Origin of the sequence: Thalassospira sp. B30-1 (assembly GCF_015767575.1) — a bacterium.
GTDB lineage: Bacteria > Pseudomonadota > Alphaproteobacteria > Rhodospirillales > Thalassospiraceae > Thalassospira > Thalassospira xiamenensis.
Genome location: NZ_CP065232.1, coordinates 2,112,528 through 2,136,874, shown reverse-complemented (window position 1 = coordinate 2,136,874; position 24,347 = coordinate 2,112,528). Strand labels below are relative to the sequence as shown.

Sequence of the window (24,347 nt, the reverse complement as noted above, 5' to 3'; positions counted from 1 at the left end):
ATGCCCCCCTCAAGAGCGAAAGTACTGTGGGCTAATGCCTTTCACTGGAACCCCATAGCGAAGAACTGCGTATGAGTAGCCTCCATGAAACCGCCTATCCGCGATTGAAGGCGGTGGTCTCGGATCAAGAACTGGCAGAAATTTATACACCCTCTACCCAGGAACGATCCTTTGCCCGAAAGCACGGTCGAACTCCGGCTGCTCGTGGCGCCCTACTCATTCTCCTGAAAACAGTGCAGCGTCTGGGCTACTTTGTCCATCTCAAAGCCGTTCCCCAATCCATTACAACGCACATTCTGGCGTGCGACGACCTTTCACATCTCGCATTGAGCCAGCTCAGGGTCTACGACCGCAATGGCGGCGCCCGTCAGCGGATGCTGGAGACGGTTCGTCAACAGGTGGGCATCAAGGCGTTCACCGTTGAAGGCAAGGCAATTGTACGGGAACTAGCGCGTGAAGCGGCCACCACCAAGCAGGACCTGGCGGACATCATCAATGTGGTGATTGAAGAGCTGGTGCGCCAGCGTTTTGAGTTACCGGGTTTTTCAACGTTGCAACGGACCGCGCGTCAGGCTCGCAGCACGGTCAATACCGGTTACTTTCGGACGCTCAATGTGGGTTTGACAGCGCATCAAAAAAACGAATTTGACCAGTTGCTGCAAGTGCCGGATGATTCCCCTCATACCAGTTGGCATAAGTTGAAACAGGAACCCAAAAAGCCGACCAATACGGAAGTGAAGAAGTATCTTCAGCACCTGGAATGGCTTCAGGGTTGGTGTCAACAATTGCCCGCTGTTGATCACATTCCCGCCGCCAAATATCACCACTTCATACTGGAAGCACGAGCGCTGGGCGCGGCCAACATCAAGGCCATGCAAAGCACCAAACGCTACGCTTTGATGGTTCTGCTGGTCCATGCCCAATTGCGTCGCGCGATGGACGATGCGGTCGACATCTTTGTTCGCAAGATGCGCAACATCAAAACCAAGGCAGAAGCCAACCTGAACCAGTATCACCTGGATCACATGAAACGCATGGACAGGCTGGTGGCTCAACTGCGTGACGTACTGACCGCCGTCCAGGAAGCGCCAACGGACTCCGAGCGAGGTGCCCGAGTGGCGGCTGCCATCCAGAGCGATCCTGATGAATTACTGGCAGAGTGTGAGGAACACATGGCCTATGCTGGCAATAACTTCATCCCGTTCATGCTGCAACCCTACCGCCCGTTACGCCCCCTGTTATTCAATTGCCTTGAACTACTGGATCTGGCGGCAACCAGCCACGATCAATCTTTGATTGAGGCGATTGCGACTCTGAAAAAGCACCGGCACAGCCGTAAGGAATGCCTTGTCCTCAGTAGTCAACCCGTCGACGTGTCCTGGCTACCGGAGCGTTGGCGCCGTTTGGTATTGGGGACCGGGCCAAGCCAGCTGCCCCCCGGGATGGTCTACCGGAAGTATTTCGAGCTGGGCGTACTGACACAGGTGAAGCGTGAACTGATTTCCGGCGATCTCGCGGTCGCGAATAGCGACCAGTACAGTGACTACCGCGATCAGCTGGTGGATTGGAGTGTCTATGATGCCCAGATAGCGGACTACAGTGCGATGATTGATATCGAATCCGACCCAGCCGCTTTTGTGGTACAAGCCCACTCCCGGTTGAGCGAAACGGCCGACCGCATTGACCGTGGCTTCCCGGAGAATGAATACGCCGTCTTCCATGGTGAAGATCTGGTGATCCGGAAGCACCGCCGTAGAGCGCCTCCGGATGGGTTAGCTGAGATTGATAAGCAGTTATCCCAAAATATGCCCGAAAAGAACATTCTCGACATCCTGGTGGAAGCCGAAAAATGGCTGGGCCTCCACAAACGCTTTGGGCCACTTTCCGGATTTGAGGGCAAGCTGGACGACCCCCGTACCCGCTTTGTTTCGACCTTATTTTGCTATGGCTGCAATCTCGGGCCAACTCAGACCGCGCGATCCATCACGACGCTTAATCGCCGGCAGGTGTCCTGGCTCAACCTGCGGCACGTCACCGAAGAGCGCCTGGAGCAGGCGATTGTACAGGTTATCAATGCCTACAACCGCTACCGGCTGCCGCGACACTGGGGAACTGGCCAGCGGGCCGCCGCCGATGGCACAAAATGGAACCTGTACGAACAGAATCTGCTATCGGAATACCACATACGGTACGGTGGCTATGGCGGGGTGGGCTACTACCACGTCTCGGACAAATACATCGCGCTGTTCAGCCACTTCATTCCTTGCGGCGTTTATGAGGCCATTTACATCCTTGATGGACTGATCAAAAACGACTCCGATATCCAGCCTGACACCTTGCATGGCGATACTCAGGCGCAAAGTGCGCCCGTCTTCGGGTTGGCTTACCTGCTGGGTATCAACCTGATGCCCCGCATCCGGAATCTGAAGCAGCTGGTGTTCTACAAGTCTGACAAACGCCAACGGTATGAGCACATCAATGCTTTGTTCAGCGAGACTATCAACTGGAAACTGATTGAAACCCATGTGCCGGACATGCTCCGGGTGGCGCTATCGATTAAGGCTGGAAAAATCGCACCGTCTACGGTACTGCGACGTTTAGGTACCGCAAGCCTCAAGAACAAACTCTACTTTGCTTTCCGGGAACTGGGGAGGGTCGTTCGGACAACCTTTCTTCTGGACTACATTGGCAGCGTGGAGTTGCGGCGAACCATTCATGCGGAGACGAACAAAACGGAAGAGTTCAACCAGTTCGTGAAATGGCTGTTCTTCGGCGGCGAGGGGGTGATCGCCGAGAATATCCGTCACGAGCAACGGAAGGTGATCAAATATAACCACTTGGTGGCCAACCTGGTCATTCTTCACAATGTGGAGTCGATGACGTTAACCCTTAAAGATCTCAAAGAGCGCGGTCATCATATTGATCACGATATTCTCAAAGGGCTGGCCCCATACCGCACGGACCATATCAACCGATTTGGCGATTATACGCTTGATTTTGATCGGCAGGTTTCACCCATGAGCTACAACGCCAAAATAATTTAAATACAATAGGTTAAGGCAAATTTTGGAGGATTGCGTCAGAATCGTTGCCGACCCTCAAGTACAGAAAACCGATTGTCGCCAGATCGCCGCCCCCGGATAGAACCTGCCATAGCGTGATATCAGCCATTCACCACGCTTTCAGGTATTTGCCGCCGAGATAGACGCCGCCGACGATCAGGGCGGCATTGCCGACCTTTTTGGCAGCATCCCCGGCAAGCCAGACGCCCCCGCCGCCAAACAGCACGCCGACGCCAAAATAAATCAGCGGCAACGGCATTACTTACGGCCTTTCGCTTTGACCACGCGCCCGCCCTTGGCGTAGCGATAGCCCTTTTTCAGCCGACCATTGGCTTTTTTACCTTTTGCCATGTCGTCATCACCCTCCTGTTTGTTGATCATCTGCAATCGCAAGCCCAGACGCACGATTACCCCCTTTCCAAAGCCGCCATGAACAGCACCGCGCCGCACATGAGCGCAATCACGCCCCAATCAATCGTTTCGTATTCAAGGGGCATACCAATTACCAACCCGGTATCATCTTCGAACGGATCGCCCACCGGATCGCCTTCACCTTCAATTGTCGCCGCATCAAGCGCCAAATTCATGCATGCATGCTGATCCAGCACACCGCACGTCATCCAGCGCCCGTCCATGTATTCCACGGAATGCAATGCGCTATCGTAATGCGGTTCGAAGGTCGCCATGCGTCACCTAAACGTAAAAGCGATGGTTGCCGATATCGGTAAGGCGCGTTAGCGCACTGGCCCAAGACGGCAAGACCACATTCGGATTGAAATAGTGCGTTGCACCCCCGGTGATATCGTCCAGGGTGCCCGCAATCGCCCTGCCAGCAATCTGCAAGGCCAGACGGAACTGCGGGTCCTGCGTAGTCACCTTGCGGGCAAGGTCAAAATTCGGATCATTGCGGTTCCAAGCGGAGAACTGAGCAGGCTTCAGGCAGACTTCCACCGGGCTATTGCCCCACCATCCGCCAACCCGCGCACGGTTCATAATGACGTTGGCAACGGCATGCATGCCGCGTTCACCCTCGCCCCGCGCCTCGCCCCAGATCGTCCGGGCGATGGTGTCGACTTCCTGACTGATTTGTCCGGCATTGGTCAGATCGATCGTTGTGACCGATTTGCCCTTGGCAACCTGAAACGCTGCAAAAGCAAGCCCACCAGCCCCGACCAGAAGGAGTGCATCTTTCATCATGACGTCACCTCGACCATAGAGCCATCACCCATGATCTTGTATTCAGTGCGAACACCCTTGATCACTTCGGACTTGAAACCGATTTCATCCGTTGGCCCCGGCGCGGGCGATTGCATGGTGGCAAGATCTGCCCGGATATCCGCTATGATAACCGATAGATCACGAGTGTCTCCCTGCGCCTGACGCTGATAGGCAAGGCTTAAAACTTCCATATCACTCATGGCAAATAATCCCAGCTAACGGTGTAATATCCATTCACAACAGTGGATAACGCCCACAGCCCCAAACCGGCAGACAACAAAAACTGACCATCATGGACCGGCACAGCGTTCGAACTTCGTATTAACGCATGATTTGAAACCATGCTTCCCGGTGCAGACGCCCCATAAAAAAGCCCAGCAGCATAAGACGCCGCTGTCAAAATCGAAGCATGACGAACAATCACCCCGTTTGTGTTTAGCAATGGGCTTATGATTTCCACAGAGGACGCTATAAAACCTGCCGTTGCAGCATTCTCCCCTAACACCTTTACCGGGTGCCCTTGATCCGTGTCGCTCTGCATCATCGCCAGAATTTCGGCATTCTTGGCGATCACGTTGGCGAAGCTGTCCCCCGTGTTCGGATCAATCACATTCAGATCGCCCGAAGCGGTCAGGCGGTTGTCATCAACCCGGCCCATGGCGGTCCATAGTTCGAAGGTCGCCGCCGTTGCGTTCGGGTTGAAAATCTGGATTTTCTCGAACTCGACATCAAAGCTCAGGGACGCACCGGCAAAGAACCGGGAACGCGACCCGTCATTGATCACGATTTCCAGATCATCGGACGCAGCAACCATGGCAACGGAGCGGCCCCGGCGATGGATCGTGAACAAATCCCCCGGCTGAACCGATCCTTTGTAGCTTTGGAAAAATGAACTATCGGCCATGCTGCCCCTATTTCTTAAAGATCGCTGGAAGGATGAAGGCCGCGCCAAGCACCGGAACGCCGATCTTGATCAACATTTCCAGCGTGTTTGCGGTGTCAGACGTATTCGCCTTGCGCAATTCCGTAAGTGCGGTGCCAACCGTCTGATTGGACTTTTCCAGTGCGCTAAAGGCCGATCCGACCGTGATAGCCGCTAGATCAAGCGCGTCTGCATTCACATCGGCGGCAAAATCCCAAGCCTCTGGCGTGGTCGCGTCGATATTGACCTGTCCACCACCCGAAACCGCGATAGAACCATCTTCGGCCCCTGCCCGCTGGTCATAGTTGTTGCTGGTCGTTGTGCTGCTACTTTTGCTACTGGAATTGCTTAGTGCGGAACTCATGCAATCGCCTTTCGCATCACGGTTTGAACCACTTGGTAATCGCGCCGTTTCATCTTGAAAACCAATCCGGGACGATGCGTTGGTACATCGACCGCGACACATCCGAGTTTTGCGGCCCAGCCCTCAAGGGCGGGCATGCAGGTTTCGACCAGATCAAACCCCGGCAGATCGGCATTGGCGCATTCAATCACGAAATGCAGACCATCCCCGCCCGCCAGAAGCCGGACCAAAACCGACCCGATACGCTCCCCATCGGCCATAACGGCCAGCACAGAAGCCGCCCCCGCTTCCACGTCGTTTTGCAGCCCCTCAAGGCCGGTTGGGCTGTCTGGCAGGACAACGGGGCGGAAATGTTCCGCCGCCGTGTCATCCCACGCCACAACCCCCAACGTCACCGTTTCAATACCAGCCATGCCATCACCCCAGCGGCCACAAACGGAACGGCCATCTTGATCATTGAAACCGCGTTGTCATCGTCACCTCCGACGATAAACGGCGCAGTGTTGTAGCTGTAAATCTGCCCGGATGTTGCGCGGGCGTTGGACATGGCAGTTGCTTCGCTGGACGTTTCCAGCCAGCTACCGCCGCCACCCCCGCCGCCCATCATTCCGGTAAGACCAGAAAGCGCAGGAAACATATGCGCCCCCTATTTTTTGCGCGTGAGAACGATCATTCCGGCCAGCAAAGCCACACCGACACCGATATAGAGCCCGGTATTTGCCGAGCCACTTGCAGGCGGTGACGGATTTGGGTTTGACCAGCTACCGGCATTTTCACCCGTTGCATAATCCCCCCCGCCATCCATGGCGTTCTCGCTGCCAAAGGTCGCTTGCCATTGGGAATAGGTTTCAAAAACGGCATTCTTGGTTTTGTTCAGATACCCAAAAATACTGTCAAGAATTTCCAGCCCACCGGCACTTTGCGTCGTTTCAGCCATATTACCCCCTTAAGGCCAGCCGGGACGCGCTAGCGCCCCGGTTTACATCCACCTGTCAGGCGGCAACGCGCCCGCGAATTTCCTCGGTATACAGGTTGAAGTTGCCTGTAGCGGTCATATCCAGACGCACCCGGAAATCTTCAAGCAGCATCGGCAGGAAGTCGGAAAGACGATCACTGATCGTGAAATCAATGTGCGTCCAGCCGGTCTGCCAGACCTTGCCGGTCTGAATTGCCGCCGCCGCACCAACAACCCGGTCAAAGTCACGCAAAATTCGCTGGTTTGCCTCGACCTGAACGCTATCAATATCATCCGTGCTGATATGCATTTTCGTGATGTGATAGTCAGAGCGCGGCAAATCCTGCAATTCGCGGATGCCGGTATTACCGACGTTGAACGGATATTTCTTGATCGCGTAGAACTGACCAAGCGGTGTGTTTGGACCCAGCAGGCCATAAACGACCAGTGACGGCGACGTAACACCTGCCTTGATATCAACCTCAAGGGAAAGTGACTGAATATCGGCGGTGCCGATAGCCGGCGCATCTTCACCCATCGGGGTGCGCTGTGCCGGATCAGAGAACATGAGCGGCAACGCCCCGTCCTTAACTGTCTGGCCCTTGTAGGTCAGAATTGCCGCCAGATCGGCAGCGTCAATGCGAATGGTTTCCTGCCCGTCGATATAGAGCCGGATTTCACCAAGCACGGTGCCAAGGCTGGCTTTCGGCACATCAACCACGCCCGCGCCCAGATCGGCCTGAATGCGGAACAAAAGCTGATGATAGGTTACGCCGTTCGGCAGGTTGAACGTTGCGGTTTGTCCCGCACCGATACCGGAGCCGTTCGGCATTTTTTTGGAAATGCGATTGGTCAACGCGCCGCCCCCTTACTTATCGAAGCCGTCAGAGGCCTGTTTCACAATCGCCACGTCGTACATCATGTTCATGACGTAACCGGCAACCATGACGCCCAACGCGGTCAGAACGACCGTTTTGATATCACCCTTCAAATTGACCCCCTAAGCCATGTTCGGCTTGATGAATTTGTCATAAATGACCGTCGCGACCAGCGCGGTAGCAACGCCCACTGCAAAACTCTTTGCACTCACGGAAAACCCCTTTTTCCTGTGTGACAGCCGGGGAAACAAAAAACCCGGTCGCCTGTCTGACAACCGGGTTACGCCGCAATTTCGGGGGCGGCAAATCTAGGTAACGTTACATTACCTTACGTAGGAAAATTCACGATTTTTCAGTTTTTCCCTTTGGTAATGGTCCCGTTTTTCTCGTGAATGTAATGGTGCGGCTGTAACGCTTGGATTTCTGCGGTTGACACGCCGCCCAACTCGTCACTTGCCGCCTTAAGATCACGCGGCCCTTTTTGCCGGAAAACATAAGTTTCGGTGCAATTACCTCGAAACCGGGTATTGACTTCTGCAATTCGCTGTGAAACGCCGATCAATTCAATCCCCGAATGCCGCCCCCGCGAACAGAGATCACCAAACCCACCGAATGCGCGTGGTATCCCTGTCACGGGGAAACATTCGTTCATTTCCTCGACCAGCAAACAGATTTGCCGTTCGTCGTGCCCGTCGAAAAATGGCCGTTGGGCGACTTTCAACAACTTTGATAGCCGATCAAGCGCGGCCATTTCCTGCCCGGCTGGCGGCACATAAGCCACCCGGAAATTGCGCCGCCAGTTTCGCGCCATATAGGCCCGGACCTGATCAATCGTTGTTACCCGGAAAAAGCCGCGCTCGTGCTGGTATTCGTCCTGAGGATCAAAGACAACGGCCCGCTTTCGTTTCGCAATCAAACGCTTTGCCCGCGTCGATTTGCCGGACCCGGATCGACCCCAGATGCCAATCCGGCCCGCTTCTGAAAACGCCGCCATTACGTCGGAGCCCAGTCATATTGACCACCATTTGCAGGCGGTTCTTTGGCTGGTTCCGGCTTGGCCCTTTCGGCTTTTTTATCTTGTCCAGGGGATTGATTGACCGGCCTTGCCTTCTTCGCCTTGATTTCCGAAACAACCCCCATTGCCTTAGGCAAGGCAAAGGCCGAAATCGCGGCAACGCGCTGAAACCACACACCACCGGGCTTAACAAGGAAATGCATGGAAGGTGTATCAAGACAGATATCATACAGCGCATCGGACGCGGCGCGCGCCTGATCCATTTCGCTGTCATCAATCTTGAGGCTGGTCAGATATGGCGGCACACATGCGCCGATCTGGAAGGCGGTACAGAAGGACGAAAAGAACACGTCCGAACTGATAAATTCGCCGCTGTCATCGGCCAGATTTGACAGGCCATCCAGCCCGCCAAATTCGTCGGCCTCGCCTTCTAGCGGATCAACCGTGAACGACGCCAGATGTTCAGCACCCGCATCAATATCGTCATGATCGGATGTATTCGGCAAATCCGGCGAGGATGGCCCGTTGAGGCTCGTGGACTGGTTCAGGCTGGCTTTCGTCGGCCCGGCTTTCGGCTTCGTCTGGCTGGCTCCCGGTAGCCAATCGGTCTTTTCGGTCATCATCAACCCCCTTACGCTCGTGGGCGCGTCTGGCTTCCCAATACGCCCTCAATTTCTGGTTTGATGCGACCCGTCCCCATTTTTCATGATGCGAACACCCTTGACCGTTGTTGTCGTCGTTAGGTGTGCAAAAGTAATATGCAATCTGATTTTTGTTCGCCTTGACGTAGACCGGGTTCCCACACCCTGAACAAGCGCGAACTTCAATCACAGTGCCCGGATCAACGGTTGCCATTTTCCAGCCGCTCGATCCGCTCGACCATTTCGTTCAACAGCCCGCCCAATTCGACTAATGCTTTGTCGATCAGATGGGCCTTGTTAAACAAAGGCGCTTTCTGTGCAGCTTCCTGTGCCGCCACCAATTTGTCCAATCGTTCTTTCATCTAGGATCACTCCATCTTCGTCATAGATTTCATATCGGCGATAGACCTTCTTCATTTTCGATTTGAACTCTTTTCCGCTTTCCTCCCCGTGGATGTTGCTGGCAATCATTTTTGAAATCAGGGGCGGCAATTCCCATAGCTGGTCTTTGTCCACCCCGGACAGAACTGCAAGGTTTGCTGACAAGCCGATCATCATCGCGGCGATGGTCTGGCGCTGTTGTTCCTGCATGACCTGTTTGACGACACCCGGCCCGCAATTGCTCGTGTACTCAAACAGGCTTCCACCCGTTACAGCCCGGCAGCGTTCCCACATATGATCGTCCTCAATGCGGGTGATATTTTCGTCTTCATCCCATGTCCGGGCCTTGTAACGTATACGTAGGAGCGCATGCGCATAGATATCGCCCAATTTGGCGCGAAGATCGGCCCATGACGTAACGCCCCATTGTTCCTTTAAATGCTTCTTTCCGGCCCGCAATTCGATGCGCCACATCTGATCCCCGGACCTCTCAAATTCGTCCCGGTCAATCCCCCAGATTTTCCACCATTCGTCTTTGCGTTTGGCGACGATATCGCGGCGCTTGTCATAGATGCAGATTTGCCGCCCCGGCATTTTACCGATTGTCAAGCCGGTGCATTGACGTTTCTGCCAGTGCTGCCCGATTTCCTCGCCGTGCATGTCGGCCTTGGTTGTCCCATGGAGCGCGAAGCGGTGCGGATCAAGCCGGAAATCACCGGGCATGCGCCAATCCATCGCGAAATCGACCCTTGCAATGGCCTCTTGCAGGACCGTCGCCCCCACGGCCTCAAGATCGGCATACATAAGCCCTATGGCCCCCTCAAAGCCGTATGTCGCAAGGGTTGCCGACTTGCAGGAAACCCGGATATTCCAGCCTTCGCGCTTCTGGGATTTGGAAAAGAACCACGTAAAGCCAAGATTGCCGGTATCAACCCGATACGTATAGCCGCCACGCGCCCCGGTTTCGGCAACATGACCCTTGAATTTGCCGACCTGTGCAAAGGTTTCCTGTTTGGTTTCCTGTGCTGCCACCTTGGCCGCTTCGAAAGCATCAACCGCCCGAAGCGGGATGACTCCCTGAAACGTCACATCAAGACCGTCAAACCCTGCGTAGATTAAATCCATTTTCCCTACCCTGTAATCAGAAGGGGGCGTGATACAAAAATGCCCCCTTCGCCCGTCAATCAACCAGTTTCCTCAAATCGGCAATATCAACGGTGTGCCCTGACATCTTGACCGCTTCTGCCAAAAATCCCGCGCCAGTCAAAACCTTTTCAAGCGCCTCTGCGCCTTGCCGCGCAACCGGCCCGTAAACAACGACAACACCCCAGCCCCAACTGGTTTTGGACCGAGAAACCATTACGCACCAACATTCAGGAAAGCGATTACCGCGCATTTCTTCGCGTTCTTCCCGGCTCAGTGCATCCATTCCGTTACCCATGTTTCACCTCAGTTGTTAAACCAGCCATCAATGATGCCCGCGAACACGGCAGCAACAACCGCCGCACCGATCACAACACCAACGAAAAAGGCAATTATCGTTACGCCGCTCATCGTTCGCATCCTTTCCGCATTTCGTCGTATGGTGATGTCACGGAAAAAATCCGCGTCTTATGCGTCCGACGGAAGGACCGCACCTGAGCACGTTGCCGGTCAAAATTATCCGCCTCAAATTCAGAGAAAAACGGCCCCACAACCCCGGCGACATCGCCAGTTTTCAAGTCAATATCAACAAGCACCCACGCGGACGGGTAAACAATTTTCGCGCTGTTTTGACTTCCTGCCGGACCTGTAAAAAGACAACCACCCATTATCGTTCAAACCCTCCGCCATACCCGAACCGGGCAAACTCGATTGACCATGTTTTCTGATTTCCCGGCTCACGCAGCCGCCGCACCTGCTTCCAAAGGCGGTCAAGGTTTCCTTTGGTGACAGACCGGCACATAGGCCAGATTTCCGCGCTCTCTATCGGCGGGTTCTTAGCCTTCATCATGGCTTCACATGCCGCCAGACAGTCGAAAGCGCGATCAGTCGGCAGAAAAGCCGCGTATTCCTCGCCATCTTCTGACCATTCCACGAAACAGTGTTTCGCATGAGAGAACGCACCGCCAAAAATCGGCATTGTCTCATGCGAAAAACCGTCTGGAATACGAAAGGCCGGGGCGTTAACCCCGGCTTGCTCGTTGCCCTTATGCGGCATCTTGGGTCGCCTGACGCGGGCGCTCCCATTTCAGATTATAGATACCCGGCGCGTCACCTTCGAACGCCGACAGGTTCAACGCTGATGGGAAGCTGGGATCATCAAGTGACATGGTAAGGAACTGCTTCCCTGTGTTCGGGCCGTTCTGAATGGTTTTGAGCCATGCCGCGCCCAGCTTGACCGCGCCACCCCGGCCAGCGCCGAACACATCATAGGCCGGACGCCCCGGCTCTTTGCCGGTGCCGACTGGCGGCTTGCCTTTATCCCAATTGCCATCAATGGCATGAATTTCAATATCAAGGCCGAAATGCAGCGTCGAGAACTGCCCGGATGCATGCTTGCGATCATCGGAAAATTTAAGCTGGTTCATCGTTCGTCATCCTCGTGGAATGTGGAAATTGGCGCTTCGCGCAGAGGGTTTTCTTGAGGTTTAGAAGGGGAAGGCAGAATTTTGACAAAAACCACCTTCCCCACTTGTGGAGAGGCAGAAGCCCCTTCCAAACCCCCGTGAATTTTGGCTCCCCAGCCTCACACGGGCGAAACTGCTATCGCTGCCGGAAATACTTGCAGCTTGCCGAACCCGACTTTATCGGCCCCGACTTGTACCGGCCCGGAAAGGCCGCAACCATATTGCAGGTCGGCTTCTTTTCGGGATCGCGGCAATACATGCAGTCGGCGCAACGCTTGTCCTTTGGGCCAGTGCCCGGAAAGAACGCATACGCGCCGAACTGGTTTTTTTTGAAGGGGATATGCACGGCCCGGACGTAATGCCCTGATCTTGCTCTAATTGCGTCATCTTCGTTTCCCTTTGTCCGGCGATCCTCTGTACCGGACGGGGCACCGAGCTTTGGGAAACGGGGTGCCCCTATGGGTACGGATCGCACATTGCACAGTATCACTATGCAACTTGCAAATAGAACTCCACAACTCCCCGTATGTTGTCAAATGGGTTTTTTTGGAGATACAATCTTTGCGGGAAACGGAGATATGAGCGATGAAATCAATCAGCGGTTACATTGACGACGCCAGACGGCATTCAAACCTGCATTCGAACAATGCGGTCGCCCGCGAACTTGGCATCAATAGCATCAACATGACGCGTTATCATCGCGGGCATGGCCTGCCCGGTGATGAAATAATGATCAAGTTAGCCTTGCTTGGCGGCAATGATCCATTTGAGGCTTTACTAGACCTCAATTACTGGCGCACCAAAGGAACGGACGCCGAGACTTATTATATTAAGATGCATGACAATATTCACAAAGCAATGGACGGGATTGCGGCCTGATCGCAATCCTACCTTTGTGTATATCCTACGTGATTTTGCGCCCTACCCTAGAGTAGCGAACAGGATAGCAACGGATTAACACATGATTTGCGGCTAATATATATTATAGAACTTTGTGATATAGGAGAACGAACAACCTTTCCGACCTTCAATCCAGATCAATAACCAGCCCATCATACGCTGGCGCGACATGATCCGGCGTATCTGCCATTGCTTCATCGTAATCAAAAAGAATGCTCATGTGCGTGAAGTAAGTTTGTTTGGGTTTGAATTCCTCAACCCACTGCAACGCTTTTTCAAGATGTGCGTGCGTCGCATGCGGTTTATGACGAAGGCAATCAACAACCCAGACATCCAGCCCGTAAAGATGTTCTCGAGATTCTTCCGGGAAATTGACCACGTCCGTTGAATAGGCAAATTTCCCAACTTTGAAGCCAAGTGTTTCACCGTAACCGTGATCCTGAAGGAAAACGGTTATCGGAACCCCTGCCGCTTCAAACGGCCCGGATATTACATGCGGGATCAGCACAGGTTTGTAATAAAAGTCTGTGCCGTTGGCCAATGGTTCAAACACATAGGCAAAACGATGATCAATGTCGGAGATGGTTTCGGCAGACGCGTAAATATTGATCGGTCGATGCATCGCGACATTGATCCAGCGAAGCTCATCTATGCCATGGACATGATCAGCATGTGCATGTGTGAACAGCACCGCATCAACATGATTGATGTCATGGCGCAATGCCTGTTCACGAAAATCCGGTGTCACATCGACAAGGATTTTTTTACCTGCCTGCTCGATCAGGATTGAACTTCTCAGACGACGGTTTTTCGGATTTTTCGGATTGCATTTTCCCCATCCCAAGCCAACGGATGGGACACCGTTTGATGATCCGCAGCCCAGAATGGTGATTTTTGTCACTGTTCGCCCGCCTCCGGGGACAGAAGATTCTTGCGATCAGCTTTCTTGAATAGTGTGAAGAAATTATCGCTGGTTATCCGGGCTATTTCATGAACATCAACGCCCTTGATCTGAGCAAGTTTTGCCGCTGTATGTGCGACATAGCTTGGTTCGTTTGGTTTACCGCGCTTCGGGACTGGTGCCAGATATGGCGCATCGGTTTCCACAAGCAAACGGTCAAGCGGAACATCAGCGACCGCTGCCTGGATTTCTTTTGCGGAATTGAAGGTAATAATCCCGGAGCACGAGATATAAAAACCAATCTTCAAGGCACGTTGCGCCAGTGTCGCCGAACTTGAAAAGCAATGAATGACACCAGTAAACGGCCCCTTTTCATATTCCTCTTCAAGGATATCCATCGTGTCGTCGTCTGCGTCACGTGTGTGGACAATCAATGGCAGACCGGTTTCGCGACATGCGGCAATATGGGCGCGAAAGCTTTGGCGCTGTGCTTCGCGGGGGGCATGATCGTAATAATAATCAAGGCCGCTTTCGCCGATACCGATAATCTTCGGATCGGATGCCATTTCGATCAGGCGATCAGGTGATGAAAGCCCCTCCTCGCCCGCCTCGTGCGGGTGGACACCTACCGTGCAGTAAATGTGGTCAGCTTTGGCAGCGACGGCGCGAACATTTTCGAAAGTCGAAAGCTTGACGCCGATACTAACCATCATACCGACACCAGCATTCCGGGCACGTTCAATTGTGCCCGGAAGGTCTTCGGAAAACTGGGGATAGTCCAGATGGCAGTGGCTGTCGACAAGTGCGACATTCATGCCTTCTCTCCTTCGTCTTCGGCTTCGACATAGCGCGGGAATACGCCTTCCGGCTTTGGCAGTTTGGCGCCTGCGACCAGGGCGTGATCTGCGCCAAGCTGTTCAAATCCGCGCTGATCAAGCGGTAGAACAAGCTGGTCAAGGATTTTGGCAGCAGATGCGGGCATCAACGGCTGTACCAGAATACCGACATGACGAATGACTTCGGCCAGGACATACAGGACAGTTTCCATACGCGCCGGGTTGGTCTTCTTCAAGCCCCAAGGAGCCATTTCATCGACGTAGCGGTTCGCGTCACCAACCAATTCCCAAATTGCTTCGATGCCTTTATGAAATGCCTGTGCATCAAATAGTGGGCGAACGTTATCAAGCATGCCATAGGCCTTGCCAAGGATGGCCAGATCAGCCTCGGTAAAGTCACCTGCGGTCGGGACAGAAGCGTTGCAATTCTTGTGGATCATCGAAAGGACGCGCTGGCACATATTGCCAAGATCGTTGGCCAGCTCGCTATTCATGCGGTTGACCATCGAACGATGCGAGAAGTCACCGTCGTTACCGAAAGGAACTTCGCGCAGCAGGAAATAACGTGTCTGATCCAAACCATACCGATCTGTAAGGTCGTAGGGATCAATCACATTTCCAAGCGATTTAGAGATTTTCTGCCCCTCATTGGTCCACCAGCCATGCGCAAAGACCCGTTTCGGCGGATTGATCCCGGCGGCCAAAAGGAATGCTGGCCAGTAAACCGCATGGAACCTAAGGATATCCTTGCCAACCATATGCAGATCTGCAGGCCAGAACTTTGCAAGTTTCGCCGGATCCGCATCCGGATAACCGATCGCGGTCAGATAGTTGGTCAACGCGTCAAGCCAGACATACATGACATGATCTTCGTCGCCCGGTACCGGTACGCCCCATTTAAAGCTGGTCCGCGATACCGACAAATCATGCATGCCACCCTTTACAAAGCTGATCACCTCGTTACGGCGTGACTGTGGCGCAATGAAATCGGGATTGTCGTCATAGAATTTCAGCAAGCGATCGCCCCAGGCGGACAGCTTGAAGAAATAGCTGGGCTCGGAAACCCACTCGACGGGGGCACCGGTTGGTGCAACCTTTTCCCCATCCTTTTCAATCAGTTCCTTCTCGCCGTAGAACGCCTCATCGCGAACGGAATACCAACCGTCATAAGAGCCAAGATAAATTTCGCCCTTTTCAAGCAATGTGTTCCAGAGTGCCTGACAGGCTTTCTTGTGGCGTTCTTCGGTCGTGCGAATGAAATCGTCATTTGAATAATTCATATGAACGGCAAGATCGCGAAAATTCTGCGAGACCTGATCGGTAAAGGTTTGCGGATCGATCCCCTTGGCCGCAGCCGATTTGTCGACCTTCTGGCCATGTTCATCGGTGCCGGTCAGGAACATCACGTCATAACCGTCCAGGCGCTTGAAGCGGGCCAGAACGTCGCAGGCAAGCGTGGTATAGGCATGTCCTATATGCGGCTTGTCATTAACGTAATAGATCGGTGTTGTGATGTAATAGGGCTGTTTGTGCCCGGTCATGATCGCAAATCCTTCGCGCAAGTCGTGAAACAAAACGGCCCGAAATGGGCCGTTATGGTCATAATTCCGGTTGATTGGTGCTTTTTTCAGTTTCGCATGGTTTCTTCAAGCATGAAGAACGCATTGAGCAGAGCCTGTTTGCGATCAAGATGCAAACCACGCGTGGCACTCATCAGTTCGCTGATCTTTTCCCACACCTCAATCCATTGATCAAGCGGTTGCGCAGCGGCCATGCGCTGCATCGCGGGCAATTCCCCTGCAATCACTTCGCGCGGCGCCTGCCCTGTTGCCGCAAAGCGTATCAGACGACCGAGCCACCAATGCAGGAGGTTCGTCACCGTGGCAAAGGCGGCATCACGATCCGCCGGGGAAAACCGTTCTGAAAATTTATGCTGTGCCAGCACGTCCGCATCCGGCAATGCCGCGAGTAAACGGACCATTTCGGTATAAAACTCAAGCCCGCCAACATCGTGCAGTTGCAATGCCCGGCCAATACTGCCTTCTGCCAAACCAGACAACGCATCCCGGTCATCAAGATCAAGGTCCGGGCAATAGCGCCCCAGAAGATCGATCACCTGATGGTCTTCAAGAACACCAAGATTAAGACGGCGACAGCGCGATCGGATCGTCGGCAAAAGCTTGCCGGGTTGATGCGCAACCAGGATCATCATTGCGTTCGCAGGCGGTTCTTCAAGAACCTTGAGAATCGCATTGGCCGCGTTCCGGTTCAATTCATCGGCAGCATCGACAATGACAATCCGCCAGCCGCCTTCGGCAGCGGTTTTTGACATGAAATTGCCAACCGTACGAACGCTATCAACGGTAATTTCCCCCTGCAGACGCTTTTTCTTTTCGTCATACTGGCGTTCAATAACCTTGAGATCGCCATGCCCACCCCCTGCAATGCGACGGAAAACAGGGTTTTCAGGATCAACATGTAGTCCTTCGGGAGCATCTCCAAACAACCCACCGCCCTGTTCATTACCATCAGAAAGAACGAAACGCGCCATACGATAGGCGAGTGTTGCCTTGCCGACCCCGCGGGGGCCGCATAACAACCATGCATGATGCATGCGTTTACTGTTCCAAGCGTCCAGAATGGTCTTTTCAGCGTCGTCATGACCTACGAAATGGCCATTGCGGCGGGGCGTTGGGAAAGTACCATTTTCTTCCTGATCATCAACAGCCATTATCCGGTCCCCTGCGCGGATAATCTGGAAGAAACCGCCGAAATCATGCGTTCGGAAACGGTATCGATGTCACTGTCGGCGTCGATAATTTTACAGCGTTCCGGATTTTCACGGGCAATATCGATAAAGCCCTGTCTAAGCCGTTGATGGAAATCTGATCCCATACGCTCAAAGCGGTCTTCTGCCGCACTAACATTGGCAAATCTAGCCCCCGCCCGTTTCAGACCGACATCAACCGGTAGATCAAAAATCAGTGTCAGATCAGGTTTGAAATCGCCAATCGCGACGTGCCAAAGATTGCGGATATATTCTGCGCCAAGACCATGACCATATCCCTGATAGGCGACTGAGGAATCGGCAAAGCGATCACACAGCACTACCTTGCCTTCGCCAAGTGCAGGGCGAATGGTGCGTTCAACATGGTCGCGACGCGATGCAAACATCAGCAACGCCTCCGTCACGGCATCCCAACGTCCCGGGTCGCCGGTGAGCAAAAGATTTCTGATTTCCTCAGCTCCCGGTGAACCGCCGGGTTCTCGGGTTACGACAACGGCGCGTCCGCGCTGACTGAACCAGCTCTCAAGCCGACGTATCTGGGTTGTTTTGCCACTGCCTTCACCACCTTCAAAGCTGATGAATAAACCGGGCATCACACTCACCCGTTTGCTCCCCAAAGCAGGTATTTGATTGCCGCACCGATGCGACCAATAAAGCCAAGGCGATCAACTTCGGTTGCCGCGTAAAGCGGGAATTCATGCGGCTCTCCGCCCGGAAGTTCGACCTTAAGCGTTGCAACCTGCTGTCCTGCAGCAATCGGAGCCGGAATTGGGCCTTCGTAAACGACCGAAACTTTCATGTCGTCACGATTGGTGCGCGGCAGAGTCAAAAGAATGTCCTGATCGGTGACCAGATCGACTTTTGCTTCAGAACCAAGCCAGACGTTGGCTGAGCTGACAACTTCACCGGAATCAAACAGGTCGTAATTGTCAAATTCACGGAAGCCCCAATCGAGCAATTTTTGGGACTCTGTCCGGCGTTCACGTACGGAACCCAGACCATTCACCACAAGAATAAGGCGTCGACCATCACGTTCTGCTGTCGCGGTCAAGCCATAGCCAGCCGTTTCAGTGTGACCGGTTTTCATGCCATCCACGCCGGCACTGGTGCCCAAAAGCGGATTCCTGTTTGGCTGGCGAATACCGTTATACGTGAATTCCTTGACGGCATAGAGCTCATAAAGCTCGGGAAAATTCCGGATGGTGTCGCGTGCAAGAATAGCGAGATCGTGCACCGTGACCAGATGGCTTTCATCTGGCCAGCCGGTTGCGTTTTTAAACACGGATTTTGTCATACCGATTTTGCGGGCTTCGGCAGTCATTTCCTCAGCAAAGGCTTCTTCGGTTCCAGCCAGTCCTTCGGCGACGACAATGGCGGCATCATTTCCCGATTGAACAATAATGCCATGCAGCAAATCGTTGATCGAAACATCGGAGTTTACCTCGACGAACATTTTCGATCCGCCCTTGCGCCATGCTTTTTCGCTAACATGAAACGTGTCATCAAGCGATACGCTGCCACTTTTGATGCGATCAAACAGCATATGAACTGTCATCATTTTGGTCATTGATGCCGGTTCGGTAAGCGCGTCACCATTCTTGTCAAGCAAGACCGTACCGGTGTCGTAATCCATCAGATAGGCTTCGCGTGCAGTTGTTTCGAGTGCCTGCACACTGGTCAGGGATATCGCCATGGCCGAGCCGAATATTGCGGCCCCGGCCACTACCCGGTTCAGTTTTGTCTTGAACGGAATTGGCGGCATCAAACTCATAACGTCCTAACCTTATTCTTTAAATTCAAAAATCGTACCGCCGTTGCTGCGGCGGACAAAGATCGGTCTCTATGTCGCAAATCCGGCAAAATTGTGCAACCGCTTCGACTTTTCGACAAATTCCTAGCAACCTGAAACGCTGCTTTGCAAAGCGCCATCGGCGCATTCGACGACAACTTTTGCACCATTTTGCCCCGTGGCAATGACCCGCTCGAGCAAAATGTCTGCTTCCGGAACGGTATTTAACGGTCCAAGGCGAACGCGGTAAAAGGTGGTTCCCTTTACGTCAACCGGCTCTATTTTGCTTGGTGCCATGTCATACAGGCGGTTACGAAGGTTAAGGGCATTGTCATAAACAGAAAACGCACCCGCCTGCACATAGATTGAAGACGGTGAAACAGGCTCAACCCTGACGACTGCACCCTCATCAACCGTACCGTCAAGTGCGGTTTGCTCAACAGATTGTGTGGTTGCTCTCTTCTCAACTGGTGGCGTTAACCTGATGGTCGACTTCGTTGGTTCCCCGCTGTCCGTAATCGGCCCGTCATTATCAAGCTGAACCGTCTCCACCGTATCGCGGGGGGCTGCGGAAACAGTCTGCTGTTCTGCGACTGTCACAGCAGGCGCAGCCTTACCCTGCGCAATTGCAGCCATCTGCCGGCTCTCATCTTCGATCACTTCAACCAGAACCTTGGCCGTTCCTTTTTGCTCGAACCCAAGAAGCTGGGCGGCGCGGCGTGACATATCAATGATACGGCTATGCGCAAACGGTCCGCGATCGTTGATGCGCACCTTAAGCGAGCGTCCGTTTTCAAGATTGGTCACACGCACCACACTTGGCATTGGAAGTGTACGGTGGGCTGCAGATACCTCGTACTGGTCAAAGATTTCGCCATTCGCGGTCTTCTTGCCATGGAATTTCGGGCCATACCAGGACGCAATACCGGTTTCCTTGTACTCGTAATCGGCCGCCGGGTAATACCATTGCCCTGCTATCTCGTAAGGATTGCCAATTTTGTAAGAGCCAACTTGCACTGGTGCCTGCTGTTGGGAGCCTCCAATACGTTTGACGCCATGGACAGCAAGTTGCGTTTCAGCACAACCGGCCAATAAAACGGTCATGGCAAGTGCACCAGCAGCCCAACGGCCTTTGTTCCAGCCCTGTACAAGCGCCTTGCGCGCGTTTCTCGGCATTCAGTTGTCCCCGTCCAGATATTGAACCTGTATTTGATAAATCCAGAATAATTAGCGACCCGCAATCGCATCAGCAAGTGTGCCAACTGCAATTGCAAAATAGGTAGATCGGTTCCAATGCATAATGGTGTGGAAATTGTTATAAACCATATAAGCAGGTCCGACACCGTCATTTACAATGACAATTGCGGCTTCCATATCGGCTGATGGCAGGCTGGAACCGTCGGGCATCCGCACACCAATCTTCTGCCATTCGCTGATCGGTTTGCGAATTTCGCGCCCTGTCATTGATTTATCAAGATTTTCGGGAATGCTGACCTTGCGGCCCCAGCGTTCATCCGTTTTCCAGCCAACGGTAGACAGATAATTCGCAGCAGAGGCAAACACGTCTTCCTTGGCGCCCCAAAGATCAATCTTTCCATCGCCATTTCCATCGCGCGCATAATTCAGGAAGGTAGAGGGCATAAATTGCGCCTGCCCCATGGCACCGGCCCAGGACCCTTCCATCTTTTCAGCCGCGATATGTCCTGCATCAATGATTTTAAGTGCATTGATCAGTTCCGTGCGGAAATATTCTGCGCGCCGACCTTCAAATGCGAGGGTCGCGAGCGAGTCAACAACCGAATATCCGCCAGTATGACGTCCAAACCCGGTTTCAATTCCCCAGAACGCCGTCAGGTAATGCCCCGGAACACCGTATTTCTTGGCAGCAGCATCAATGACGGTACGGTTCTCTTCATATTTGCGGCGTCCCTCGTCTATTCGAGACTGCGGGACCACACGCTGTAAATACTGTTCGAAGGTCAGTTTGAATTCCGGCTGGCTGCGATCATACTCGATAACTTTCGGGATCGGCTGTGTGTTTGCAAAGGCAACATCCAATGTAGATTGGGAAATGCCCTTTGACGCGGCATCCTTTTTGAAATCAGCCAGCCACGCATCAAAACCCTCGGTCGTAAAGGCCGGTAATTCATCGGTATTGGCTTGAGCAAGAACAGGTGAAGCCGTCACGAGCATGCTAATAATTGACGCTACAGTCCCGATGGTCCGATAATTCATTTTGCTCGCCTCGTGCCGGTTCAATTTAAAATTCCCAATCAATTTGACAGGGGATCCAGTCATCTTTGTATCTGCACTCATTTTGTGCGCTTCATAATGCTGATACCGTCTTACACGTTAAGACTTGTTAAATGTCTCGAGTATGCCTGAACGTAAATTACCCCCCTAAGAAATTTAACAAAGCCGACACTGGCATATTGACAGGTGCATCCCGGCAATTTATTGAGAGCTCGCAGGGCGATAACCGCCACCACAATGCGGAGAGATGGCAGAGTGGTTGAATGCACCGGTCTTGAAAACCGGCGTGCCTTTACGGGTACCCAGGGTTCGAATCCCTGTCTCTCCGCCACCTCCCTTATTATTAGCCGAATTTTGAACAGCGCTAAGACAAGTGTTTGTCATCGCGTTTGTTCGCACGCATGAGTCGGTTCAGTTCAATCACACGATTAAGCCAGATAAAATCACGCGCCTTTTACTAATGTTTGGGGTGCTTAAGTTCTCTTGTAACCGGGGTACATGATGCCAACCTGATAAAACAGGGTGGAGCGTATCAGCGGAGAAAACCTGATGTCACTGAATATTGGCAGCCGTATTCTTTTGGCAGCGGCACTGATTGTTGTGACCACATTTGTGGCATTCATTCTGTATTTCGACCTTCAACAAAGATCTGCAATTCAGGATTCACTTCAATCCAAGCTGATTGAAACGGGTTCTCTGGCAACAACCGGGATCGCAAATTGGATTGAGGGCCGAAAGTTGCTGGTAGAGAGCCTTGGGCAAAATATTGCCCGGAAGAATGACAGTGACAGTGTGAAGGATCTGGTCAGCGGCCCTGCCCTCGCCAATACATTCATGTTCTCGTATTTTGGCAGTGCATCTGGAGAAATGCTGATGTTTCCACCGGACGAACTGCCTGCCGATTACGATCCACGTAAACGACCATGGTATTCGGACGCAGTTACCGCAGGTGGCAGTACGCTTACCGAACCTTATACGGATGCCTCAACTGGAAAGCTGATTGTGACAGCGACTACACCGGTTTCTTCTGATGGGAAAATCGTTGGCGTCGTAGGGGGAGATATTGACATCACCACCTTGGGGGAACTGGTGCGGAGCGTTGATCTGGGCAGGATCGGGTACGGATTTCTGGTTAACGATCAGGGAACTATCCTGATCCATCCTGATACCAATTTAACCCTCAAACCAATTGCAGAAGCCTTTCCGGAGAGTACCCCGACTGTTCAGGAAGGCATGGATGACGTCCTGAATGGAAGTGGTGATCAAATTTTCACTTTCTTCAAGGTTGAAGGTCTGCCTGCCGTAAGCTGGTACCTTGGCTTTGCCATCGACCGTGACCTTGCTTACCTGTCACTGACAAACTTCCGGCAGACATCCGCTATCACAGCCATTATCGCGGTCCTTGCCATAATGGGACTTCTGGGGATTTTGGTACGCCAATGGGTATCGAGACCCGTTCTGAGCATGACAGATGCCATGACACGCCTTGCAAGTGGTGATCGCAGCGTAGAAGTACCGGGTACCGAACTCAAGGATGAAATCGGTTCAATGGCTGCTGCTGTTGTTGTATTCAAGGACAATGCTATCGAAATGGAACGCCTTGCCAAAGAGAACGAGACCGCCACAAAACGGCTGGCGGAGGAACGCAGACGCGCACTCAACCAAATGGCAGACAGTTTCGAGAAAAATGTCCTTTCGATCGTTGAAACTGTCGCACATGCGTCCGAGCAGACCCAGCATGTTGCCAAACAGCTGACAGCAAGTGCCGATGAATCCAATATGCGGGCAGCTGCCGTTTCCAAAGCCGCAGCCGAGACGACTGAAAGCGTTCAGACCGTCGCATCCGCTACCGAGGAATTATCTGCTGCCATCAGGGAAATCGCAGCGCAAGTTACGCAATCGATCCAGGTTGCGAGCATGGCAGTTAACGGTGTGAAGAATACCAGCCAGACGATTACGGAGCTTGCCGATGCAGCAGAACGGATTGGAAAGGTTGTCGGCCTAATTCAAGATATTGCAGGGCAGACAAACCTTTTGGCCCTGAACGCCACCATCGAAGCTGCCCGCGCCGGAGATGCTGGCAAAGGTTTTGCCGTTGTCGCCGGCGAGGTCAAATCTCTTGCCAATCAGACAGACAAGGCGACCGGCGACATTCAGACGCAGGTCCATGGCATACAGTCCTCGTCTACCCGCTCGGTAACAGAGATCGGCGATATCACCACAACAATCGAACGGATTAACGAGTTCTGCAATGCGATCGCCGCGGCTGTTGAGCAACAGGGAGCTGCGACACAGGAAATTGCAGATAGCGTGCAACGAGCCGCATCGGGAACGCAGGATGTTTCGCGGAACGTATTGGCGGTTTCCGATGCTTCTACCATGGTCAGTGACGAGGCCCGTGCCCTTTTGCAGTCGTCAAATGAAATGCAGGCTTTGGCTGGAAAGCTTCGCCAGGAAGTGATTGGCTTCCTTAAAACGGTTCGCGATAATTGACCCTTCGTCATAATTGGTCCCGGCATCGTGTGTTGATCATCGTGCAGGCTTTTAATTTGCCATTTGGCTGCCGTAAAAATGGTCGAAAATCAAATCGCCAAGATTTAGGTGCAAAAATTTACAGCAGATCCATGGGTGATTCGGTGGCCTTGGCAATGGCGGGAATTTTTATTGCGTAAAACCACTTGGCACAGCAGTATATTTGCCAAGCTTTCCAAAGCCCGACCAAATATAATGCCGTGACGACCGTTTTCTTCATATAACTGCAAAAAATCAGTAGAATTACGGTGCCCAGACAGGCAATTATTCAGGGGAAAATGTGATTGGGATTGTCCAAAGGGG

Annotated in this window: 30 protein-coding genes and 1 tRNA gene; 5 read left to right on the top strand and 26 right to left on the bottom strand. The window is 53.0% G+C overall.

Features of this window, described 5'->3' with window-relative positions:
* Window positions 1-71: 71 nt before the first annotated feature.
* Window positions 72-3,044 (top strand): Tn3 family transposase, encoded by a 2,973-nt coding sequence (locus IT971_RS10375; protein WP_063091986.1) that lies wholly within the window; start codon window positions 72-74, stop codon window positions 3,042-3,044.
* Window positions 3,045-3,171: 127 nt separating this feature from the next.
* Here the strand turns inward: IT971_RS10375 and IT971_RS10370 are convergent, their stop codons facing one another.
* From IT971_RS10370 to IT971_RS10295, 18 genes are all read right to left on the bottom strand, one after another.
* On the bottom strand, window positions 3,172-3,321 hold the full coding sequence (locus IT971_RS10370) for a hypothetical protein (protein ID WP_156487977.1): 150 nt from the start codon (window positions 3,319-3,321) through the stop codon (window positions 3,172-3,174).
* Complete coding sequence (locus tag IT971_RS22540) at window positions 3,321-3,443, bottom strand: hypothetical protein (RefSeq protein WP_255414985.1); 123 nt, start codon at window positions 3,441-3,443, stop codon at window positions 3,321-3,323. Before IT971_RS22540 ends, IT971_RS10370 begins: the two co-directional genes overlap by 1 nt.
* Before the next feature lie 26 nt (window positions 3,444-3,469).
* Window positions 3,470-3,748 (bottom strand): hypothetical protein, encoded by a 279-nt coding sequence (locus IT971_RS10365; protein ID WP_063091987.1) that lies wholly within the window; start codon window positions 3,746-3,748, stop codon window positions 3,470-3,472.
* Window positions 3,749-3,755: 7 nt separating this feature from the next.
* Window positions 3,756-4,259, bottom strand: a complete 504-nt coding sequence (locus IT971_RS10360; protein WP_252724177.1) for a cell wall hydrolase — start codon at window positions 4,257-4,259, stop codon at window positions 3,756-3,758.
* Window positions 4,256-4,480 carry a hypothetical protein gene (locus tag IT971_RS10355; protein WP_063091988.1) on the bottom strand — a complete coding sequence of 75 codons (225 nt, stop codon included), beginning with the start codon at window positions 4,478-4,480 and terminating at the stop codon, window positions 4,256-4,258. The genes IT971_RS10360 and IT971_RS10355 overlap by 4 nt, the downstream gene beginning before the upstream one ends.
* Window positions 4,477-5,184 (bottom strand): hypothetical protein, encoded by a 708-nt coding sequence (locus IT971_RS10350; protein ID WP_063091989.1) that lies wholly within the window; start codon window positions 5,182-5,184, stop codon window positions 4,477-4,479. Before IT971_RS10350 ends, IT971_RS10355 begins: the two co-directional genes overlap by 4 nt.
* A 7-nt stretch (window positions 5,185-5,191) precedes the next feature.
* Complete coding sequence (locus tag IT971_RS10345; protein WP_063091990.1) at window positions 5,192-5,566, bottom strand: hypothetical protein; 375 nt, start codon at window positions 5,564-5,566, stop codon at window positions 5,192-5,194.
* Entirely contained in the window at window positions 5,563-5,979 is a 417-nt protein-coding gene (locus IT971_RS10340; protein WP_063091991.1) for a hypothetical protein, read from the bottom strand. The genes IT971_RS10345 and IT971_RS10340 overlap by 4 nt, the downstream gene beginning before the upstream one ends.
* Complete coding sequence (locus IT971_RS10335; RefSeq protein WP_063091992.1) at window positions 5,958-6,203, bottom strand: hypothetical protein; 246 nt, start codon at window positions 6,201-6,203, stop codon at window positions 5,958-5,960. Before IT971_RS10335 ends, IT971_RS10340 begins: the two co-directional genes overlap by 22 nt.
* A 9-nt stretch (window positions 6,204-6,212) precedes the next feature.
* A complete protein-coding gene (locus IT971_RS10330; protein ID WP_063091993.1) occupies window positions 6,213-6,503 on the bottom strand; it encodes a hypothetical protein in 291 nt (96 codons plus the stop codon).
* 55 nt (window positions 6,504-6,558) lie between these two features.
* Window positions 6,559-7,377 (bottom strand): major capsid protein P2, encoded by an 819-nt coding sequence (locus IT971_RS10325; RefSeq protein ID WP_063091994.1) that lies wholly within the window; start codon window positions 7,375-7,377, stop codon window positions 6,559-6,561.
* A gap of 12 nt (window positions 7,378-7,389) precedes the next feature.
* Complete coding sequence (locus IT971_RS22535; RefSeq protein WP_255356837.1) at window positions 7,390-7,512, bottom strand: hypothetical protein; 123 nt, start codon at window positions 7,510-7,512, stop codon at window positions 7,390-7,392.
* A gap of 239 nt (window positions 7,513-7,751) precedes the next feature.
* Window positions 7,752-8,393 (bottom strand): helicase HerA domain-containing protein, encoded by a 642-nt coding sequence (locus tag IT971_RS10320; protein ID WP_063091995.1) that lies wholly within the window; start codon window positions 8,391-8,393, stop codon window positions 7,752-7,754.
* The gene (locus IT971_RS10315) at window positions 8,393-9,037 is read right to left on the bottom strand and encodes a hypothetical protein (RefSeq protein WP_110252360.1); all 645 of its coding nucleotides are present in this window, start codon (window positions 9,035-9,037) and stop codon (window positions 8,393-8,395) included. Before IT971_RS10315 ends, IT971_RS10320 begins: the two co-directional genes overlap by 1 nt.
* A 315-nt stretch (window positions 9,038-9,352) precedes the next feature.
* Window positions 9,353-10,561, bottom strand: a complete 1,209-nt coding sequence (locus IT971_RS10310; protein WP_063091997.1) for a hypothetical protein — start codon at window positions 10,559-10,561, stop codon at window positions 9,353-9,355.
* A gap of 55 nt (window positions 10,562-10,616) precedes the next feature.
* Window positions 10,617-10,877, bottom strand: a complete 261-nt coding sequence (locus IT971_RS10305; RefSeq protein ID WP_139190023.1) for a hypothetical protein — start codon at window positions 10,875-10,877, stop codon at window positions 10,617-10,619.
* A gap of 369 nt (window positions 10,878-11,246) precedes the next feature.
* Window positions 11,247-11,636, bottom strand: a complete 390-nt coding sequence (locus IT971_RS10300; RefSeq protein WP_063092000.1) for a hypothetical protein — start codon at window positions 11,634-11,636, stop codon at window positions 11,247-11,249.
* On the bottom strand, window positions 11,626-12,006 hold the full coding sequence (locus IT971_RS10295) for a DUF736 family protein (protein WP_063092001.1): 381 nt from the start codon (window positions 12,004-12,006) through the stop codon (window positions 11,626-11,628). Before IT971_RS10295 ends, IT971_RS10300 begins: the two co-directional genes overlap by 11 nt.
* Window positions 12,007-12,630: 624 nt before the next feature.
* Between IT971_RS10295 and IT971_RS10290 the strand changes: the two genes are divergently transcribed.
* Entirely contained in the window at window positions 12,631-12,924 is a 294-nt protein-coding gene (locus IT971_RS10290) for a hypothetical protein (protein WP_063092003.1), read from the top strand.
* A 148-nt stretch (window positions 12,925-13,072) separates the two neighbouring features.
* Here the strand turns inward: IT971_RS10290 and IT971_RS10285 are convergent, their stop codons facing one another.
* From IT971_RS10285 to IT971_RS10250, 8 genes are all read right to left on the bottom strand, one after another.
* A complete protein-coding gene (locus IT971_RS10285) occupies window positions 13,073-13,846 on the bottom strand; it encodes an MBL fold metallo-hydrolase (protein WP_063092004.1) in 774 nt (257 codons plus the stop codon).
* On the bottom strand, window positions 13,843-14,661 hold the full coding sequence (locus IT971_RS10280) for a TatD family hydrolase (RefSeq protein WP_063092005.1): 819 nt from the start codon (window positions 14,659-14,661) through the stop codon (window positions 13,843-13,845). The genes IT971_RS10285 and IT971_RS10280 overlap by 4 nt, the downstream gene beginning before the upstream one ends.
* Window positions 14,658-16,223, bottom strand: a complete 1,566-nt coding sequence (gene metG / locus IT971_RS10275; protein WP_063092030.1) for a methionine--tRNA ligase — start codon at window positions 16,221-16,223, stop codon at window positions 14,658-14,660. The genes IT971_RS10280 and metG overlap by 4 nt, the downstream gene beginning before the upstream one ends.
* A gap of 86 nt (window positions 16,224-16,309) precedes the next feature.
* Entirely contained in the window at window positions 16,310-17,413 is a 1,104-nt protein-coding gene (locus tag IT971_RS10270; RefSeq protein WP_063092006.1) for a DNA polymerase III subunit delta', read from the bottom strand.
* Window positions 17,413-18,063 (bottom strand): dTMP kinase, encoded by a 651-nt coding sequence (tmk, locus tag IT971_RS10265; RefSeq protein ID WP_063092007.1) that lies wholly within the window; start codon window positions 18,061-18,063, stop codon window positions 17,413-17,415. The genes IT971_RS10270 and tmk overlap by 1 nt, the downstream gene beginning before the upstream one ends.
* A 5-nt stretch (window positions 18,064-18,068) precedes the next feature.
* Complete coding sequence (locus IT971_RS10260; RefSeq protein WP_063092008.1) at window positions 18,069-19,241, bottom strand: D-alanyl-D-alanine carboxypeptidase family protein; 1,173 nt, start codon at window positions 19,239-19,241, stop codon at window positions 18,069-18,071.
* A 123-nt stretch (window positions 19,242-19,364) separates the two neighbouring features.
* A complete protein-coding gene (locus tag IT971_RS10255) occupies window positions 19,365-20,435 on the bottom strand; it encodes a septal ring lytic transglycosylase RlpA family protein (RefSeq protein ID WP_037992582.1) in 1,071 nt (356 codons plus the stop codon).
* 51 nt (window positions 20,436-20,486) lie between these two features.
* Entirely contained in the window at window positions 20,487-21,494 is a 1,008-nt protein-coding gene (locus IT971_RS10250; protein ID WP_063094159.1) for a lytic transglycosylase domain-containing protein, read from the bottom strand.
* 259 nt (window positions 21,495-21,753) lie between these two features.
* Here IT971_RS10250 and IT971_RS10245 point away from each other — a divergent pair.
* The 3 genes from IT971_RS10245 (at window position 21,754) to IT971_RS10235 (ending at window position 24,184) form a co-directional block, all read left to right on the top strand.
* Window positions 21,754-21,843 (top strand) — tRNA-Ser (locus IT971_RS10245).
* A 218-nt stretch (window positions 21,844-22,061) separates the two neighbouring features.
* A complete protein-coding gene (locus IT971_RS10240; protein WP_063094157.1) occupies window positions 22,062-24,005 on the top strand; it encodes a methyl-accepting chemotaxis protein in 1,944 nt (647 codons plus the stop codon).
* Window positions 24,002-24,184, top strand: coding sequence for a hypothetical protein (locus IT971_RS10235; protein WP_063094156.1), 183 nt, complete (start codon window positions 24,002-24,004; stop codon window positions 24,182-24,184). Before IT971_RS10240 ends, IT971_RS10235 begins: the two co-directional genes overlap by 4 nt.
* The last annotated feature ends 163 nt before the right edge of the window (window positions 24,185-24,347 follow it).

Bases quoted from the DNA above. Each gene is read 5' to 3' on its own strand.
- IT971_RS10375 (WP_063091986.1), top strand. From the start codon at position 72: ATGAGTAGCCTCCATGAAACCGCCTATCCGCGATTGAAGGCGGTGGTC.
- IT971_RS10370 (WP_156487977.1), bottom strand. From the start codon at position 3,321: ATGCCGTTGCCGCTGATTTATTTTGGCGTCGGCGTGCTGTTTGGCGGC.
- IT971_RS22540 (WP_255414985.1), bottom strand. From the start codon at position 3,443: ATGATCAACAAACAGGAGGGTGATGACGACATGGCAAAAGGTAAAAAA.
- IT971_RS10365 (WP_063091987.1), bottom strand. From the start codon at position 3,748: ATGGCGACCTTCGAACCGCATTACGATAGCGCATTGCATTCCGTGGAA.
- IT971_RS10360 (WP_252724177.1), bottom strand. From the start codon at position 4,259: ATGATGAAAGATGCACTCCTTCTGGTCGGGGCTGGTGGGCTTGCTTTT.
- IT971_RS10355 (WP_063091988.1), bottom strand. From the start codon at position 4,480: ATGAGTGATATGGAAGTTTTAAGCCTTGCCTATCAGCGTCAGGCGCAG.
- IT971_RS10350 (WP_063091989.1), bottom strand. From the start codon at position 5,184: ATGGCCGATAGTTCATTTTTCCAAAGCTACAAAGGATCGGTTCAGCCG.
- IT971_RS10345 (WP_063091990.1), bottom strand. From the start codon at position 5,566: ATGAGTTCCGCACTAAGCAATTCCAGTAGCAAAAGTAGCAGCACAACG.
- IT971_RS10340 (WP_063091991.1), bottom strand. From the start codon at position 5,979: ATGGCTGGTATTGAAACGGTGACGTTGGGGGTTGTGGCGTGGGATGAC.
- IT971_RS10335 (WP_063091992.1), bottom strand. From the start codon at position 6,203: ATGTTTCCTGCGCTTTCTGGTCTTACCGGAATGATGGGCGGCGGGGGT.
- IT971_RS10330 (WP_063091993.1), bottom strand. From the start codon at position 6,503: ATGGCTGAAACGACGCAAAGTGCCGGTGGGCTGGAAATTCTTGACAGT.
- IT971_RS10320 (WP_063091995.1), bottom strand. From the start codon at position 8,393: ATGGCGGCGTTTTCAGAAGCGGGCCGGATTGGCATCTGGGGTCGATCC.
- IT971_RS10315 (WP_110252360.1), bottom strand. From the start codon at position 9,037: ATGATGACCGAAAAGACCGATTGGCTACCGGGAGCCAGCCAGACGAAG.
- IT971_RS10310 (WP_063091997.1), bottom strand. From the start codon at position 10,561: ATGGATTTAATCTACGCAGGGTTTGACGGTCTTGATGTGACGTTTCAG.
- IT971_RS10305 (WP_139190023.1), bottom strand. From the start codon at position 10,877: ATGGGTAACGGAATGGATGCACTGAGCCGGGAAGAACGCGAAGAAATG.
- IT971_RS10300 (WP_063092000.1), bottom strand. From the start codon at position 11,636: ATGCCGCATAAGGGCAACGAGCAAGCCGGGGTTAACGCCCCGGCCTTT.
- IT971_RS10295 (WP_063092001.1), bottom strand. From the start codon at position 12,006: ATGAACCAGCTTAAATTTTCCGATGATCGCAAGCATGCATCCGGGCAG.
- IT971_RS10290 (WP_063092003.1), top strand. From the start codon at position 12,631: ATGAAATCAATCAGCGGTTACATTGACGACGCCAGACGGCATTCAAAC.
- IT971_RS10280 (WP_063092005.1), bottom strand. From the start codon at position 14,661: ATGAATGTCGCACTTGTCGACAGCCACTGCCATCTGGACTATCCCCAG.
- metG (WP_063092030.1), bottom strand. From the start codon at position 16,223: ATGACCGGGCACAAACAGCCCTATTACATCACAACACCGATCTATTAC.
- IT971_RS10270 (WP_063092006.1), bottom strand. From the start codon at position 17,413: ATGGCTGTTGATGATCAGGAAGAAAATGGTACTTTCCCAACGCCCCGC.
- tmk (WP_063092007.1), bottom strand. From the start codon at position 18,063: ATGCCCGGTTTATTCATCAGCTTTGAAGGTGGTGAAGGCAGTGGCAAA.
- IT971_RS10260 (WP_063092008.1), bottom strand. From the start codon at position 19,241: ATGAGTTTGATGCCGCCAATTCCGTTCAAGACAAAACTGAACCGGGTA.
- IT971_RS10255 (WP_037992582.1), bottom strand. From the start codon at position 20,435: ATGCCGAGAAACGCGCGCAAGGCGCTTGTACAGGGCTGGAACAAAGGC.
- IT971_RS10250 (WP_063094159.1), bottom strand. From the start codon at position 21,494: ATGAATTATCGGACCATCGGGACTGTAGCGTCAATTATTAGCATGCTC.
- IT971_RS10240 (WP_063094157.1), top strand. From the start codon at position 22,062: ATGTCACTGAATATTGGCAGCCGTATTCTTTTGGCAGCGGCACTGATT.